Here is a 15,853-nt window from a genome sequence, read left to right as displayed (position 1 = left end):
GATCCGATCTGCGACGACCGGGTCTGGGGGAACCCGGGGTGGCCTTAACGATGGGTCAGGTCAGAGACTAACCGCATGACAGACGACACACCGAGTGCAGGACGGGACGAGAATGTCACATTCCCCGGACTGCTCCGCATCGATCACGTCGGGATAGCCGTGCCCGACCTGGACGAGGCGATCGCCTTCTACGCGGCGAACTTCGGGCTCCGCTGCGTGCACGAGGAGACCAACGAGGAGCAGGGCGTACGGGAAGCGATGCTCGCGGTCGGCGACGGCGACGGCCCGCGGCTGCAACTGCTGGCCCCGGCCCGGCCGGACTCGGCGATCGCCCGGTTCCTCGACCGCAGCGGTCCCGGTCTGCAACAGCTGGCGTACACGGTGGCCGACGTGGAGGCGACCGCCGCGGCCCTGCGGTCCCGAGGTTTGCGCCTTCTGTACGACGCCCCCAAGCGCGGCACCGCCGGATCCCGGATCAACTTCGTCCACCCGAAGGACGCCGGCGGCGTGCTTGTCGAGTTGGTCGAGCCCGCCGGAGGGGGTACTCCGGTCGGGTGAATCGACCTGACGCGGCCCCGGTCTCCTGGCAGGATCGGGGCCATTGAGCAGCGCCGACGACGTCTGCGCCGGAATCGTGATCACCCGAAGCCCCGACTGTCCAGGTGGCGGCGGGACGACACCGGACCGGCCGGTGAGTCCGGGGCCGTCACCCGAACGGTCCGGGGCCGCGCGACGGTCCAGGTCAAAGCTGATCTACTATGCGGTTCGGATGCCCCTCGGCTCTTGCATGTCCGCCCCCTTCTCGCCAGGATGGCGCAATGCCCCAGCAGCAGGATCAGAACCTGGCCTTCTTCGAGACCGCGAATTCGCAGCACGACTTCACGGTCGTCCTCCGCGGCTACGACCGTCACCAGGTCGACGGACACATCGGCCGGCTGCTCGCCGCGCTGAACCAGTCCGAGCAGGCCCGCGGCGAGGCCGAGCAACGGATGAACGACGCTCAGCGGCGTCTGCGCCAGGCCGAGCAGCGACTGAACGCGCTCGAGCAGAAACTGGCCGACAGCAACAAGCTGCTGGAGGAGAACAACCGGCCGACGCTCTCCGGGCTGGGCACCCGGGTGGAGCAGATCCTGCGTCTCGCCGAGGAGCAGGCGAACGACCACCGGAACGAGGCGAAGCGGGAGTCCGAGGGCATTCTCTCCGCGGCCCGCCTCGAGGCCCGGGAGATCACCGACAAGGCCCGCGCCGAGGCCGCCGCCATGAAGGCGACCGCCGAGCGCGAGGCCGGGCAGGTGCGCACCCACGCCGAGCGGGAGGCCGCCGAGACCCGGGTGCAGGCCCGCCGCGAGGCCGACACGCTCCGGTCGGACGCCGACCGGGAGACCAAGCAACTCCGTACCGTCACCGCCCACGAGGTCGCCGAGCTCAAGTCGACCGTGGAGCGTGAGGTCGCGTCGCTGCGCGCCACCGCCGAGCGGGAGATCACCCAGGCCCGGGCCAAGGCCGCCCGGGAGGCCGAGGAGAAGCGCGCCGAGGCCACCAAGCTGCTCACCGACGCCCGTGACAAGCGGGACAAGGACCTCCAGGCACTGGCCCTGGAGATCGCCGAGCGCCGGGAGAAGGCGGAGCGCGAGGAGTCGGAGCGGCACGCCGCCCAGGTCGCCGCGACCCAGAAGATGGTGTCCGAGGCCGAGGAGCGGGCCCGCGCCGCCGAGGACCGCGCCAAGGAGATCGAGCAGCGCGCCGAGGCCCGCCGGGTCGAGTCCGAGCGGTACTCCTCGGAGACCGTGGAGAAGGCGCGCGCCCTGGCGGAGAAGACCGTCACCGAGTCCCGCACCGAGGGCAACCGACTGCTCAGCGAAGCCCGTACCGAGGCTGAGCTGACCACCCAGGCGGCGCGCCGCGAGGTCGAGGACCTCACCCGTCAGAAGGACGCGGTCACCAACCAGCTCGGTCAGATGCTGTCCGGTCTCTCCGGCCTGGTTCCGGGAGTCGGCGGTGCCGCCGCTCCGGCCGCGGCGGCCGCCGCTGCCGTGGCCGCCGCCGCGGCCCCTGCTCAGCGGGCCGCTGAGCCGGAGGCCGAGGAGACCGAAGAGGCGCAGACCGGTGACGAGCCGGTGGCGGCTCAGACCAATTCCTGACCCGGCTCTCAGCTTCCTCCGCTTGCGGACCCGTCGCGGATACGCGACCGTGAACCCGCCGGGCGGTACATGACGAAATCAGGCCGTACCGGAGTTTCTCCGGTACGGCCTGACTCGTTTCGCGCTTGCCTGGGTTTGCCAATCGAGGTCAGACAAATCGCAACTACCCGCATGGTCTCTTCCAACCCGGTGTGTATCGACACGCCACGGGACGATGCGTATGTGAGGATGGACAGCATGTCGCACGGCGGTGAAATCTTCGGTCTCGGCGGAGAGGCGGCCACCGAGCCCAGCTTCGAAACGGCCCTCCGGGGCTATGAGAAGAAGCAGGTCGAGCGATACGTCACCCGGGCGGAGAACGAGATAGCCGCCCTCCTCAACGACCGCGAGCAGGCGTATTCGCAGATCCAGGCGCTGAGCGCGCAGATCAAGGGCCTGCAGGCGGAGCTCACCCAGGCCCGGCGCGACTCCGGGATCACCGGCGAGGTGTCGTTCCGGCACCTCGGCAAGCGGGTGGAGCAGATCCTGCTCCTCGCCGAGGAGCAGGCCGAGGCGATCAAGGCGTCCGCCACCGACGACATCGCGAGCCGGCTCGCCGAGGCGGAGCGGATCCGGGCCGAGGCCGAGGCGCACGCCCACAACGGCATCCGGGACTTCGAGATCACCCTGGCCGCGCGCCGCGCCGAGGAGGAGAAGGCCGACACCGCGAAGCGGGTCGCCACCGACAAGGCGATCGCCGCCGCCCGGCAGGCCGCGGAGCAGAAGCGCGCCGAGGCCGAGGCGGTGCTGGCGCGGGCCCGCAACGAGGGCAAGCACATCACCGAGAAGGCCACTCAGGACGCTCAGCGGACCAGGGCCGAAGTGGACGGCTACGTGCAGTCCACGCGGATGCAGGCCGAGCAGGAGCTCAAGGCGCTGCGGGACAAGACGCAGCAGGAGATCACCGCGCAGCGCACCGAGGCGGAGCGGGAGCAGGCCGACCTCAAGGCAGCCGTCGAGCACGAGCTGGCGCTGCGCCGGCACTCGGTGATCGAGGAGCTGGGCCAGATGCGCGCCGGCGTCGAGAAGCAGTGCTCCGACCTGCGCAGCGAGGCCGACAAGTACGCCGAGGAGGTGCTGCGCCGCTCCGACGACCAGGCCACCGCCGTACGCAAGGAGATCGCCGCGCAGCAGGAGAAGATCGCTCAGGCCGGCCGCGATCTGGAGACCGCTCTGGTCGAGACGTCCGGCGCCGAGAAGCGGCGGAACGCCGCGCAGGAGGCGGCGAAGGCCGCCGAGAAGGAGACCGAGCAGGTCGCGCAACGGCTCTCCGAGGCGAAGCAGGAGCTGGAGGCCGAGCTCAACCGGGCGGCCGAGGCCAAGCGTTCCGGTGAGGCCGCCGAGCGGCATGCCGCCGAGGTTCGCCGCCAGGTGCAGAAAGAGGCGAAACGGGTGGCCGAGCTGGCCGCCGCCGCGGTGCTGGCCGCCGCCGCCGAGCCCGAGGACGACGAGAAGCCCGCCGATCCCGCCGGTTCGGTGACCGCACAGCCGGCCGAGACGGAGCCGCCCGCCAAGGTCACCGCCTCGGCGAAGGTGACCGTCCCGCAGGCGAGCCGGGTGGCGGCCGACGCCGATTGACTACCGGTGGCAGGGGTGGCCCAGCGGCGATAGCCTCGGTTGATGTCCGCCGAGCCACCCGTGCCCGAGGAGACTCCGCCCGTCGAGGAGCAGCCGCCGGTTGAGGAGCGGCCACCCTTCGGCACGCCCGGTCCCCCGCTGAACCGGCGTAACCCCTTCCTGCTCGGCTTCCTCTTCGGGCTGGGCCTGATCCTGGCGTACACGCTCTTCCTGGGCGTACGGAATGCGGCATCGATCCTGGTTCTGATCTTCATCGCGCTGTTCCTGGCGATCGGGCTGAACCCGGCGGTGACCCGGCTGCGCGGCTGGGGCCTGCCGCGCGGCGCGGCCGTGGCGGTCGTCGCGCTCAGCGTGGTGCTGCTGCTGGTCGGCGGTCTGGTGGCACTGATCCCGCCGCTGGTCACCCAGACCACCGAGCTGGTCAACAACGCGCCGGAGGTGGTGGAGAGCCTGCGCCGCAGCCGGACGGTCAACGATCTGGTGCAGCGCTACGACATCGCGACCAAGGTGCAGGGCGCGGTGAACGCCGGGACGATCGGCAACGCCCTGGGCGGGGTGGTCGGCGGCGCCCGGCTGCTGTTCGGCACCATCTTCAACATCCTGACCGTGCTGGTGCTGACCATCTACTTCATGGCCGCCTTCGACCGGATCAAGGCGACCGGTTACCGCCTCGTGCCGGCCAGCCGCCGGGAGCGGGTCGCGCTGCTCACCGACGAGATCCTCAGCAAGGTGGGCGCCTACATGGTCGGGGCGCTGGCGATCGCCGTGCTGGCCGGGGTGTGCAGTTTCGGGCTGGCGCTCGCTCTCGGTCTGGCCTATCCGTTCGCGCTGGCCGTGGTGGTGGCGATCTGCGACCTGATCCCGCAGATCGGCGCGACCATCGGCGCCGTCGTGGTCAGCCTGGTCGGTTTCGCCGAATCGGTGACCGTCGGCATCGTCTGCATCGTGTTCTTCATCGTCTACCAGCAGATGGAGAACTATCTGATCTACCCGCGGGTGATGCGCCGGTCGGTGCGGGTGAGCGACGTCGCGGCGCTGGTGGCGGCCCTGGTCGGAGTGGGACTCTTCGGCGTCGTCGGCGCCCTGGTCGCCATCCCGATGGTGGCCGCCGTCCAGCTGATCATGCGCGAGGTGGCGATCCCCAGCCTCGAGGACCGCTAGCCCTTTTCGAAAGCCGCGACCGTCCGGTCGGCGTAGGCGCTGGCGTCCCCGGTCTCCATCGGGCCGTCCCAGGCCGACGGCAGCGGCGTCGGCACCCGCGGCGCCACCCGGCGGACGATCTCGTCGAGCACCTTCTCGGCGTCGCCGACCCACAGGTGCTTGGCGCCCGGGACCGGCACCACCTCGGCCTGCGGAACGGCCGCGAACCGCTCGGCCGCCTCGGCCGGGCGCAGGTAGTCGTCGAACTCCGGGATGAGCGCGGTCAGCGGCTTGCCGTCGGCGGCCCAGGTCGCGAGATGCTCCGGCCGGGAGAAGCGCAGCGGCGGGGACAGCAGGATCGCGCCGGCGACCGCCGGGTCCAGTCCGTACATCAGGGTCAGGTCGGTGCCGAAGGACCAGCCGACCAGCCAGATGTTCGGCAGGTCGGCGAACTCCGCGAACTCGATGGCGGCGGCCACGTCGTAGCGCTCGTCCACCGCCTGCGAGAACGCCCCGCCGCTGGTGCCCCGGACGCTGCTGGTGCCGCGGGTGTTGAAGCGCAGCACGGCGATCCCGGCCAGGGCGGGCAGCCGCCAGGCGGCCTTGCGGTAGACGTGACTGTCCATCATGCCGCCGTGGGTGGGCAGCGGGTGCAGGCAGACGAGGGTGGCCACCGGCTCGCGGTCGAGCGGCCGGGCCAGCTCACCGACGAGGGTGACACCGTCCGCGGTGTGCAGCTCGATGTCCTCCCGGTGAGCCGGGAGGATCGAGTTGGCACTGATGTGGTTCGTCATATCAGGATGGTGTCATTCCGTCTCGAGGGTGGCGGGCGGGGCGGTCGGATGGCATCACCCGTAGCGGGGAGCGTTGCGCGACCGCTCCACCCCGGGGGCGCGGCGGTCACGGGCCCGCCAGCAGCCGGAGTGCCAGTGGCGGCGGTCGGTCAGCTCGCCAGGGTCGTCGACCGGCCAGGCGACCACGTGCGCCACGCCGGGCCGGATCTCCTGGACGCACCCCGGGCAGCGGTAGATCTTCACGGCCGCCGCGCCGAACACGTTCCGCACCATGTAGTCACCGTCCTGCCACTGCTGGACGCGGTCCTCGGTGATTCCGGGACGGTCGGGACGCTCCTCTTCCCTCTTGGCGGACCGGGAGCGATTACGGCGGGGGCTCACAAGCTCAAGCGTACGTAGTGACTCACTGGTAACAATCACCCTAGACTCGCGGACATGACGGCGACTCACGTTCCCGGCCTGCCAGTGATCGAGGACGGCCGGCTGATCTCGACGAACCCGGCCACCGGCGAGGAGGCCGGGCGCGTACCGGTCGCCGACGAGAAGGCGGTGCTCGCGGCCGTCGAGCGCGCCCGGGAGGCGGCCCTCTGGTGGCAGGGCCTCGGCTTCGCGGGCCGCCGGACCCGCATGCTGCGCTGGCGTTCGCTGATCGTGCAGCGGATCGAGGAGCTGGCCGAGCTGACCCACCGGGAGTCCGGCAAGCCGGTCACCGACGGGCTGATCGAGGCCACCGCCGCCGTCGAGCACCTGGACTGGGCGGCCCGCAACGCCAAGCGGGTGCTCGGGCCGCGCCGCGTCCGGACCCGGCTGCTGGTCGCCGAGCACTCCGGCCACCTGGAGTACCAGCCGTACGGCGTGGTCGGCGTGATCGGCCCGTGGAACTACCCGATCGTGACCCCGGTAGGCCCGATCAGCGGCGCGCTGGCGGCCGGCAACGCGATCGTCTTCAAGCCGAGCGAGTACACGCCGGTGGTCGGGCAGTGGCTGGCCGACTCGTTCGCCGAGGTGGTGCCGGAGCACCCGGTGCTCCAGGTGGTGCACGGGCTCGGCGACGTCGGCGGCGCGCTGTGCCGGTCCGGGGTGGCCAAGATCTCCTTCACCGGCTCGACCGCGACCGCCAAGAAGGTGATGGCCGCCTGCGCGGAGAACCTGGTGCCGGTGGTGCTCGAGGCCGGCGGCAAGGACGCCCTGATCGTCGACGCCGACGCGGACGTGGAGGCGGCCGCCGAGGCCGCCGTCTGGGGCGCCATGACCAACGCCGGGCAGACCTGCATCGGCATCGAGCGGGTCTACGCCGTCGAGCCGGTCTACGACCGGTTCGTGGACGCCGTCGTGGCGAAGGCCGGCAAGCTGCGCACCGGCGAGGAGATCGGCCCGATCACCATGCCGAAGCAGCTCGACATCATCCGCGACCACATCGAGGACGCGCTGGCCAAGGGAGGCCGGGCGGTGCTCGGCGGCGCGGACGCGGTACAGGCCCCGTACGTCTCCCCCACCGTGCTGGTGGACGTGCCCGAGGACTCGTCGGAGATGCGTGAGGAGACGTTCGGCCCGACCCTGACCATCACGAAGGTGCGGGACGCGGACGAGGCCGTCACGAAGGCCAACGACACCCCGTACGGGCTGGGCGGCTCGGTCTTCGGGAAGAAGAACGCGATCCGGATCGCCCGCCGGCTGCGCTCCGGCATGGTCGCCGTGAACGGGACGCTCACCTTCGTCGGCATGGGCAACCTGCCGTTCGGCGGGGTCGGCGAGTCCGGCTTCGGGCGCATCCACGGCGACGACGGGCTGCGCGAGTTCGCCCGGGCCAAGGCGATCACCGTACGGCGTGGCCCGTCCCTGCTCCCGGCGATGACCTTCGAGCGCACCCCGGCCCAGGTGAAGCAGATCGTGAAGGCCCTGCGTCTGCTCTATGGACGGAAGCCTTAGCCTCGAAGGGGTGGCCGATCATCCCGCAGTCGAAGTCCAGGATCTGAATGTCAGCTACGGGTCGACCCCGGTGCTGGTCGACGTGGGGCTCACCGTCCCGGCCGGCGCCGGTGTCTGCGTCACCGGCGAGAACGGCATCGGCAAGTCCACTCTGCTGCGCTGTGTGAGCAGCCTCCAGCGCCCGGACTCGGGCGTGATCCGGGTGTTCGGCGGCGAGCCGGGCGACCGTCCCGACTTCTGGCGGGCGGTGGCCACCACGGTGGAGCCGCCCACCTGGTACCCCGGTCTGACCGCCCACGAGCACGCCGAACTGGTCTGCCGGGCGCACGGACAGGATCCGGCCGAGGCGGGCATCGAGGAGGCGCTGGAGCGGCTCGGGCTGGGCGGGCACGCCGACGCCATCCCGCCGTCGCTCTCCTCCGGCCAGAAGCAGCGGCTCACCCTGGCGCTGGTCCTGCTGCGCCCGAGCGCGCTGCTCATCCTGGACGAGCCGGAGCAGCGCCTGGACCCGGACGGCCGGGCCATGGTCGCCGGCATGCTCGCCGACTACCTGGCCGGCGGCGGTTCGCTGCTGCTGGCCAGCCACGACGACAAGTTCGCGGTCGCCTCGGGCGCCGAGATCGTCTCGATGGACATGCTGTGACCGTCGTCGAGCTGCGGCCGGTGCGCCGCTGGATCCGCCGCGCCCAGGCCGCCCACCGGGATCGCGGCGAGACCGCCACCACGGCGTACGTCGTCGTCTTCTCGATCCTGGTGCTCGCCGCCATGGCCCAGGAGACGCTGGCCGCGGTCTTCAGCCCGCTGGTCCCGAACCTCACCGGCTCCGGGGCGCTGGCCTGGGCCGCCGTCTGCGCCGGCCTGCTCTTCGCCACGCTGCGCCGGCTGGGCCCAATCACGGTCAGCCGCCCGGCCGCGTACTTCCTGCTCACCGCGCCGGTGAGCCGCCGCCGCCTGCTCTCGCCCACGCTGACCTTCGCGACCGTCGGCGCGGCCCTGGCGGGCGGCGCCGCGGCGCTCGGCATCCTCGGGCACGCCGCGTCCACCGGTTCGATCGTCCTGGTGGCGACCGGCGCCGTCCTGGGGGTGCTGCTCGCGGTGGCCGCCGCGACCGCGCAGGCGCGGCCCCGGGCGTCCCGGACCGCCGACACGGTCGGGCGGGTGGCGATCGCCGCCGGGTTGGCCGTGCTGGTCGCCGAGGAGGCCGGGTGGACGCCGCCCACTCCGGACGGGTGGCCGCCGGCCGTCGTCGTGGTCCCGCTCACCGGGCTGCTCGCGGTGGTCGCCGCCGCCGGCTTCCTTCTGGCCGTACGCGACCTCGCGCGCACCCCGAACGACCTGATCCTGGACTCGGCCAAGACGGCGGGCACCCTGGCCGACTCGGTGTACGGCGTGGAGCCGTCCTTCCTGGCCGACATGCTGGAGCGCCGCTACTGGGCACACCGCCGCCTGCGGTCCACCCCGCTGCCCCGCCGGCTGCCGCCGCTGACCGCCCAGGACCTGCTGCTGGCCCGGCGCCGGATCCCGCGGCTGCTCTGGGCGGCCGCCGCCACCACACTGCCGCTGCTGCTGTCCGGCGCCCCACCGTGGCTGCTGGCCGGCACCCTGCTGATCGGCACGATGCTCGCCGCCCGAACCACGATGTCCGCCGTGAAGACCGACGCCACCAACCCGGTTCTGCTGCGCCTGCTGGGCCTGACCTCACGCCGGGCGCTGTGGCAGCGGCTGTGGGTGCCGGCCGCGCTGGGCACGATCTGGGCCACCGTGGCGCTGGGGCTCCTCCAGCTGACCGGCGGGCTCCCGCCCGGTCAGTGGTGGCCGCTGGGCCTGGCGCTGGGCCCGATCGGCGCGGTGGCCGCTCTGCGGGCGGCCCGGGCCGGCCTGGTCCGCAACGACCTGCTGCCGGTGGAGACGCCGATGGGCTCGGTCCCGACCGGCCCGGTCCTCCACGCCTTCGCGGGCCTGGACCTGCTGATCCTGGCGCTGCCCACGGTGGTCGCCCTGGCGACGGCCGCCCCGGCCACCCTGAGCCTGCTGGTTTTCCAGGTGGGCCTCGGATACCTGGGCGTGCACGCCTACCTGACCTTCACCACCTCACCCGACCGGGTCGAGCTGGCCGCCCGCTGACCGGCCGGCTCCCAGGGCTGTCTCACCAGCCCGCCGGGTCTAGAAGAGGGTGAGCTCGTCGCGCTTCATGCCGCGCAGGGCGTCGTAGTCGACGACGACGCAGCGGATGCCGCGGTCGGTGGCCAGCACCCGGGCCTGTGGCTTGATCTCCTGGGCCGCGAAGATGCCCTTCACCGGGGCGAGCAGCGGATCCCGGTTCATCAGTTCGAGGTAGCGGGTGAGCTGCTCCACCCCGTCGATCTCCCCGCGGCGCTTGACCTCGACCGCCACCGATCCGCCCGTGGCGTCCTTGCACAGCAGGTCGACCGGCCCGATGGCGGTCATGAACTCACGGCGGACCAGGGTGAAGCCCTCGCCGAACGTCTCCGGGTGCTTGGCCAGCAACTCCTGGAGGTGCGCCTCGACGCCGTCCTTCTGGAGGCCGGGGTCGATGCCCAGCTCGTACGAATAATCCTGGAAGACCTCCTCCAGGGTGATCCGCAGCTCCTCGCCGGCCTTGTTCACCACCTTCCAGACGCCCGGCGCCTCCTGCAGCTTGCAGGGCGGGCTCATCCAGTTGAGCGGCTTGTAGGCACGGTCGTCGGCATGGATCGACACCGACCCGTCGGCCTTGACCATCAGCAGCCGCACCGCCGGGGGCAGATGGGCGGAGAGACGGCCGACATAGTCCACGGAGCACTTCGCGATGACCAGACGCACCCAGCGACGGTACCTGAGGCGTACCGGCGCCGGGCGGGCGGCACGAGCGCGGCGGTGCCATGCTGAGATCGTGCTCGAAGCATTGACCGGTACCGGTCTGGCCGCATCGGCCGGCCTGAACGCCTACATCCCCCTGCTCACCATGGGCCTGCTGGCCCGTTACACCGACGCCATCGAGCTGCCGTCCAATTGGGCCTGGGTGTCGAACGGCTGGACCCTGACGATTCTGGCGGTTCTGCTCGCCGTCGAGGTGGTCGCGGACAAGGTGCCGGTGGTCGATCACGTCAACGACGTGGTGCAGACGTTCGTCCGGCCGACCGCCGGTGGTCTGGCGTTCGGGGCCGGCTCCTCCTCGGAGACGGTGACCGTCGCCGACCCGGGCGCGTTCTTCGGCTCGCACCAGTGGATGCCCATCGCGGCGGGTGTGATGATCGCGCTCTGCGTCCACGGTGTGAAATCAGCGTCCCGGCCTGTGGTCAATGCGACCACCGGCGGGCTCGGCGCCCCGGTCGCCAGCACGGCCGAGGACATCGGCAGCGTCGTCATGTCGGTGCTGGCCATCGTGCTTCCGGTGCTCGTGCTGGGCGTTCTCGGGGTGCTGGTGTGGGCGGCGGTCTGGGTGGTTCGCCGGCGTCGCCGCCGCAAGCGTGAGCGGATCGGGAGTGTCGAGACCCGTCACCTGTTTGGTTGACTTCTCGGGTGCCCGCGATCGCCGTACCCGCCTTCGCCCTCGCCTGGTGGTTCGCCTGTTACCTGATCGGCCGTGATCCGGACCGGGCCAGCCTGCGCTGGCAGGCGACGGCCCTCGTGTCGTACGCCCTCGGGGTGGCCGCCTGGACGCTGGCCCCCGGCTCCGACGCCGCCGAGGTCCTGCTCTGCATCCCGGCGCTGTGCTGGGCCGGGGCGGTGGTGGCGCTGCTGCCGCTCACCCCGTCCGAGCGCCGCCCGGTGGACCGCGGCGCGCTGGCCCTCGGCGCCGCGTTCCTCCTGATGATCGTCTTTCTGCCGCAGGCGGGCCGCCTCGTGGTGCTGGCCCCGCTCATCGGTGGGCTGACCCTGCTGTGGCGGCTGCGCGCCCAGGTGGTGCCGCGGATGATCCCGGTCGCGCTGACCGTGATGGCGGCGCTCTGCACGGGCGCGCTGGGCCTGCTGCTGTTCACCGCCGGGGGCGCCCGCGCCGCGATCGCCGCCCTGGGCCTGGACCTGCTGGTGGTCGGCTACCTGGTGGCGGTTTCGCACGCGGCCGAGACCGGTGAGCGGCTGCGGCCCGATCTGCGCCGTGCGATGGTCGCCGGGCTGGCCGTGCTGGTGCTTGCCGGGATCCCGGCGGCGGCCACCATGTTCCTGGTCCCGGAGCACGACGGGGTGGCCGCGCTCCAGTTCCTGGTGCTGGCGGCCGGGGCCACCCTGGCCGGGCTGGGCGCCCAGGTGCGCCGGCTGCTGGACCGGCTGGCGCTGGCCGGCGAGGACCGGCTGCGCTCGGACCGGGCGGCCCTGTTCCTGAACGCGGACGCGCTGCTGCGCCGCCGGGAGCGCCGGCGGCTGCACACCGTCGGCGAGACCGAGTTCCTCCGGATGACCCGGCGGGCGCTCACCGACTTCGGCGACCTGAACCGGCTGGCCCGCAGCCCGCTGACCGATCTGCCGTCGGTGGAGCGGCGGCTGGCCGGGCGGGAGGATCAGCCCCGGGCGCGGGCCCGGGAGTTGCGGGCGGTGCTGCGGGAGTGCGTCTCGGCGCTGCGCCCGCCCGGCCCGTTCGGCACCACCGACGACTGGCGGTACTACAACGTGCTCCAGTTCTGCTGCGTGCTGGGGCTGAATCCGTACGCCCGGCGGCCGAAGACCGACGGGATGAGCCGGGAGGCGCGGCTGGCCGTCGACTGGTTCCGGCGGTATGTGCCGGAGGCGGTCACCAAGCAATGGGTCCGGGAGGCCGCGATGATCGTGGCCGAACGGCTGTGGACCGAGGTGGCCACCAGGCAGCCGGCACTGGCCGCCACGCCGGACGAGATCACGACACGCAACCGGTAAGCGGATAAAAGCCGTAAAGATGGCTAAAATCGCCCACCATGGACGCCGGGGTAACGCGTGGGTAGCCACCGCAACGCGCTGGTCGCCGCGATCCGGCAGGAGCTCGCCGAGGCGCGGGGGACCGCCCGTGCCGTCCTGGCCGCCGCAGAGTCGGCCCGGGGCGAGGCACAGCAGCGGCGACGGCTGGTCCGGGAGGCGTACGCCACCTGCCTGAGCCGTCTCGCCGAGGCCCGGGAAGCGACCCGCGCCGACATCGAGGACCGCTACCGCGGCGAGGCCGCCCGCCTCGCCGGGCACCTGCGCGGACTGGCCACGGTCAGCGCCACCGGGGCGGCCGGGGCGCCCTGGAAACTGTGGGCGCCCAGCGAGCCCGCGCCCGGCTGGTCACCCGGCCTGCTGCGGATCGGCACCATCAGCTTCGACGGGGCGACCCCGCTGCCCGGCCTCGTCCCGCTGCTCGACGTGGCGCACCTGCACCTGAGCGGGCCGCCCGCGATCCTGGACGAGGTGATCACCGGGCTGCTGCTGCGGGCCCTCGGCAGCACCCGGCCCGGCGAGGTCGAGCTGACCGTCTACGACCCGGAGCGCCTGGGCGGCACACTGGGCGCGTTCGCGCCGCTCGGGCCACGGATCGTCGGGCCGGGCGGGCTGACGGCGCTGCTCGACGAGACGGTGGAGCACATCTGCTCGGCGGCCGTACGGGAGTCCTGGCGCCTCGTGGTGCTGCTCGCCGACCGGGCCACCACCGAGGAGATGACCCGGGCGCAACGGGCCCAGCTGGACCGCATCGTGCGTACCGGGGTGGGCCGTGGGGTGCACCTGGTGGTCCGCGGGCTGGAGCTGGAGGACCATGCGGCGGTCGAACGGATCGTGGTCCGGGACCGGGTCGCCACCTGCGCCTCGCTCGGCCGGCTGGAGGTCCAGCTGGACCCGCCGCCACCCGCCGAACGGGTCGCCGCGTTCTGCCGGGAGACCGCCGGGCGGCTGTGCGAGGGCCCGCCCCCGGCCCGGCTCGCCGACCTGGAGCCGGCCCGCACCTGGGCCGAGTCCTCCCGGCACGGCCTGATCGCCCCGATCGGCGACAGCACCGACAGCTCCCTGGTCGAGGTGACGCTCGGCGACGACCCGCCGCACGCCCTGATCGGCGGCCCGGCCGAGTCCGGCAAGACCAACCTGATCCACACCTGGCTGGGCTCGCTCGCCACCCGGTACGGCCCCGAAGAACTGGCCCTCTACCTGCTCGACTTCACCGACGGCGAGGCCTTCGCCCGGTACGTGCCCGGCCCCCGCGACCCGAGCTGGCTCCCGCAGGTCCGGCTCGCCGGGGTGAACGTGTCCGGCGACCGCGAGTTCGGCCTGGCCATGCTCCGCCACCTCGGCGAGGAACTGCGCACCCGGGCCCAGGCCGCCAAACGTCACGACACCGACCGGCTGTCCGGGCTGCGCGGCGCCGACCCGGGCGGGCACTGGCCCCGGATCGTCGCGGTGATCGACGAGTTCCCGGCGCTCCTCAGCGGCCGCGACGGGCTCGCCGACGAGGCCGCCGAACTGCTCGAGGACCTGGCCCGGCGCGGCCGCTCCCAGGGCATCCACCTGATCCTGGCCTGCCAGGAGGTGTCCGGCATCCAGGTGCTGTGGGGCCGCCCCGGGCTGATCGCCCAGTTCACCCTGCGGATCGCCCTGCCCAAGGCGCGGCGGGTCCTGGCCGACGACAACCTGGCCGCATCGGTCATCCCCCGCCATCACGCCGTCGTGAACCCCGAGTCCGGCCTGGCCGGGGCGAACCGGGTGGTGCGGCTGCCGGACGCCGGGGACCGGACCGCCTGGCGGGCCGTCCAGCGCAGGCTGTGGCGGTCCCGGCCCTCCGGGTGCGAGGAGCCGCGGCTCTTCGACGGGAACGCGGTGCCGCGGCTCCCGTCGGCGTACCGGCCGTCCGGGCGGGTGCCGTCCGCCGACGCCCCGGTCGGATCCTCGCCGGGCGCGGTGCTCGGCGAGCGGATCGACGTGGCGGCCCGGCCGGCCCGGCTGCGCCTGGGCCGGATGCCCGGCCGCAACCTGGCGGTCCTCGGCACCCGGACGGACGAGGCGTGTGACGTGCTGGCGGCGGCCGCGCTGTCGCTGGCCGCCCAGGGGCCGGCCCACTTCAGCATCGTCTGCCTGGAACCGGCCGCCGAGCGGGCCGCGGCCCGGCTGGTCGCCGAACTTCCGGCCGCCGACTGGTACGACTCCTCGGACGTCCACTTCGGCCCGTCCGCATCCGACGTGCCCCGCTACGTGATCGGCTACGGGCTGGACGCGGCCGGGCCACCGCACCGGCCGGCCCTGCGCACGCTGCTCACCGACGGTCCGGAACAGCGGATCCACGTGCTCGGCTGGTGGCGGGGCGCCGGCCGGCTCCGGGACGACCTGGCCGGCCGGTTCGACCCGATCGGCGCGTGGGTGGCACTCGACGTCCACGGCTCCGAACTGGCGCCGCTCTACCCACAGCCCGGCGGCCCGCTCTGGTACCCGCGTCCCCGCCGGGCCCTCTTCTTCGACCGCTCGGTGCACCGCACGCCCGAGGTGATCATCCCGTACGAGGTGAACAGTGACCACACGTGACCGCCAGCCGCTCGGCCGGGACTACCAGCTCATGGTGAGCGCGCTCGCCGACGTGACCCGCCGCCGCGACGCCGAGGTGGCCGAGGCCGAACAGGCCTACCAGGACAGCGCCGCCCGGGCCGCCGGCGAACTGGCCCGCGCCGAGAGCGACGCCCTGGCCGCCGACCGCTGGGCCGGCGCCGCCGCCGCACAGGTCCTCGACGTCGACCGGGAGGCCGGCCGCCTCTGGGAACAGCTCCGCCGCGCCGGCGGCCTCCGGATCCGCGCCCTCGGCGAACTCCCCGAGCCCGCCCCGGTCGAGGCCATGCCGCGGATCGCCCTGCAACGCCGCCCGGAGCCCGGCGAGGACGTGATCGCGCCCGGACGGCAGTCCCCGCGAGTCCTGCTCTCCCGCGCGGCCGACCGCATCGACGTCACGATCCGCCCGGCCGGAAACGGCGCCCTGCCCCGCTGGACACTCCCGCTGCTCCCGCTGGTCGGCGGGCTCACCGCCGTCCTCACCAGCCTGATCGCGGCCGGCCTGGTCACCTTCGGCGACACGGTGGTCTGGGGCGGCCCCGTGATCCGTGGCCTCGGCTGGCTCACCTTCCTGGTCGCGCCCTCCTCGGGCGTCCCGCTGGCCGCCTACACGGCCCACAGCCGCCTGCACGCCCGCCTCGACATCGGCGGCATCGGCCTCACCCTGCTGGGCGGCATGGTCGCCGCCACGGCCCTCTCACTCTCCTTCGCGACCACCCGGGCCTGATGGCTCCGCGGCCGGCGGCGGGGGATGGCCTG

14 protein-coding genes are annotated in these 15,853 nt (G+C 73.1%); 11 read left to right on the top strand and 3 right to left on the bottom strand.

Features of this window, described 5'->3' with window-relative positions:
• The first annotated feature begins 75 nt into the window (after nt 1-75).
• From mce to KZ829_RS35080, 4 genes are all read left to right on the top strand, one after another.
• The gene (gene mce, locus KZ829_RS35095; RefSeq protein ID WP_183216743.1) at nt 76-558 is read left to right on the top strand and encodes a methylmalonyl-CoA epimerase; all 483 of its coding nucleotides are present in this window, start codon (nt 76-78) and stop codon (nt 556-558) included.
• Between the two features lie 260 nt (nt 559-818).
• A complete protein-coding gene (locus tag KZ829_RS35090) occupies nt 819-2,141 on the top strand; it encodes a coiled-coil domain-containing protein (RefSeq protein WP_220148143.1) in 1,323 nt (440 codons plus the stop codon).
• A gap of 228 nt (nt 2,142-2,369) precedes the next feature.
• Complete coding sequence (locus tag KZ829_RS35085) at nt 2,370-3,758, top strand: coiled-coil domain-containing protein (RefSeq protein WP_246636812.1); 1,389 nt, start codon at nt 2,370-2,372, stop codon at nt 3,756-3,758.
• Nucleotides 3,759-3,800: 42 nt separating this feature from the next.
• Entirely contained in the window at nt 3,801-4,919 is a 1,119-nt protein-coding gene (locus KZ829_RS35080; protein WP_220148142.1) for an AI-2E family transporter, read from the top strand.
• Here the strand turns inward: KZ829_RS35080 and KZ829_RS35075 are convergent.
• Together KZ829_RS35075 and KZ829_RS35070 are read right to left on the bottom strand one after the other, a co-directional pair.
• Nucleotides 4,916-5,692 (bottom strand): alpha/beta hydrolase, encoded by a 777-nt coding sequence (locus KZ829_RS35075; protein ID WP_220148141.1) that lies wholly within the window; start codon nt 5,690-5,692, stop codon nt 4,916-4,918. The genes KZ829_RS35080 and KZ829_RS35075 overlap by 4 nt on opposite strands.
• A gap of 54 nt (nt 5,693-5,746) precedes the next feature.
• The gene (locus KZ829_RS35070; RefSeq protein ID WP_220148140.1) at nt 5,747-6,073 is read right to left on the bottom strand and encodes an Rv1322 family protein; all 327 of its coding nucleotides are present in this window, start codon (nt 6,071-6,073) and stop codon (nt 5,747-5,749) included.
• 54 nt (nt 6,074-6,127) lie between these two features.
• Between KZ829_RS35070 and KZ829_RS35065 the strand changes: the two genes are divergently transcribed.
• Genes KZ829_RS35065 through KZ829_RS35055 form a run of 3 tightly spaced genes read left to right on the top strand, consistent with a single transcriptional unit; the run spans nt 6,128 to nt 9,745 of the window.
• A complete protein-coding gene (locus KZ829_RS35065) occupies nt 6,128-7,621 on the top strand; it encodes an aldehyde dehydrogenase family protein (RefSeq protein ID WP_220148139.1) in 1,494 nt (497 codons plus the stop codon).
• Complete coding sequence (locus KZ829_RS35060; protein WP_220148138.1) at nt 7,605-8,264, top strand: ABC transporter ATP-binding protein; 660 nt, start codon at nt 7,605-7,607, stop codon at nt 8,262-8,264. Before KZ829_RS35065 ends, KZ829_RS35060 begins: the two co-directional genes overlap by 17 nt.
• Nucleotides 8,261-9,745, top strand: coding sequence for a DUF6297 family protein (locus KZ829_RS35055; protein WP_220148137.1), 1,485 nt, complete (start codon nt 8,261-8,263; stop codon nt 9,743-9,745). The genes KZ829_RS35060 and KZ829_RS35055 overlap by 4 nt, the downstream gene beginning before the upstream one ends.
• A 39-nt stretch (nt 9,746-9,784) precedes the next feature.
• On the opposite strand, the gene nucS is transcribed toward KZ829_RS35055, so the two are convergent.
• Nucleotides 9,785-10,444: an endonuclease NucS gene (gene nucS, locus KZ829_RS35050; RefSeq protein WP_220148136.1), complete on the bottom strand. Its 660-nt coding sequence runs from the start codon at nt 10,442-10,444 to the stop codon at nt 9,785-9,787.
• 70 nt (nt 10,445-10,514) lie between these two features.
• Between nucS and KZ829_RS35045 the strand changes: the two genes are divergently transcribed.
• The 4 genes from KZ829_RS35045 to KZ829_RS35030 are packed head-to-tail and all read left to right on the top strand — an operon-like array spanning nt 10,515 to nt 15,821.
• Nucleotides 10,515-11,135 carry a DUF4126 domain-containing protein gene (locus tag KZ829_RS35045; protein WP_220148135.1) on the top strand — a complete coding sequence of 207 codons (621 nt, stop codon included), beginning with the start codon at nt 10,515-10,517 and terminating at the stop codon, nt 11,133-11,135.
• 8 nt (nt 11,136-11,143) lie between these two features.
• Nucleotides 11,144-12,475 (top strand): hypothetical protein, encoded by a 1,332-nt coding sequence (locus KZ829_RS35040; RefSeq protein WP_220148134.1) that lies wholly within the window; start codon nt 11,144-11,146, stop codon nt 12,473-12,475.
• A gap of 57 nt (nt 12,476-12,532) precedes the next feature.
• Nucleotides 12,533-15,076, top strand: a complete 2,544-nt coding sequence (locus KZ829_RS35035) for an FtsK/SpoIIIE domain-containing protein (protein WP_220148133.1) — start codon at nt 12,533-12,535, stop codon at nt 15,074-15,076.
• Complete coding sequence (locus KZ829_RS35030; protein WP_220148132.1) at nt 15,063-15,821, top strand: hypothetical protein; 759 nt, start codon at nt 15,063-15,065, stop codon at nt 15,819-15,821. Before KZ829_RS35035 ends, KZ829_RS35030 begins: the two co-directional genes overlap by 14 nt.
• Nucleotides 15,822-15,853 lie beyond the last annotated feature (32 nt).

Origin of the sequence: Actinoplanes hulinensis, assembly GCF_019429605.1 — a bacterium.
Taxonomy (GTDB): Bacteria; Actinomycetota; Actinomycetes; order Mycobacteriales; family Micromonosporaceae; genus Actinoplanes; species Actinoplanes campanulatus.
This window is presented reverse-complemented; position numbering and strand designations above follow the sequence as displayed.

Bases quoted from the DNA above. Each gene is read 5' to 3' on its own strand.
- KZ829_RS35075 (WP_220148141.1), bottom strand. From the start codon at position 5,692: ATGACGAACCACATCAGTGCCAACTCGATCCTCCCGGCTCACCGGGAG.
- KZ829_RS35065 (WP_220148139.1), top strand. From the start codon at position 6,128: ATGACGGCGACTCACGTTCCCGGCCTGCCAGTGATCGAGGACGGCCGG.
- KZ829_RS35060 (WP_220148138.1), top strand. From the start codon at position 7,605: ATGGACGGAAGCCTTAGCCTCGAAGGGGTGGCCGATCATCCCGCAGTC.
- KZ829_RS35090 (WP_220148143.1), top strand. From the start codon at position 819: ATGCCCCAGCAGCAGGATCAGAACCTGGCCTTCTTCGAGACCGCGAAT.
- mce (WP_183216743.1), top strand. From the start codon at position 76: ATGACAGACGACACACCGAGTGCAGGACGGGACGAGAATGTCACATTC.
- KZ829_RS35080 (WP_220148142.1), top strand. From the start codon at position 3,801: ATGTCCGCCGAGCCACCCGTGCCCGAGGAGACTCCGCCCGTCGAGGAG.
- KZ829_RS35085 (WP_246636812.1), top strand. From the start codon at position 2,370: ATGGACAGCATGTCGCACGGCGGTGAAATCTTCGGTCTCGGCGGAGAG.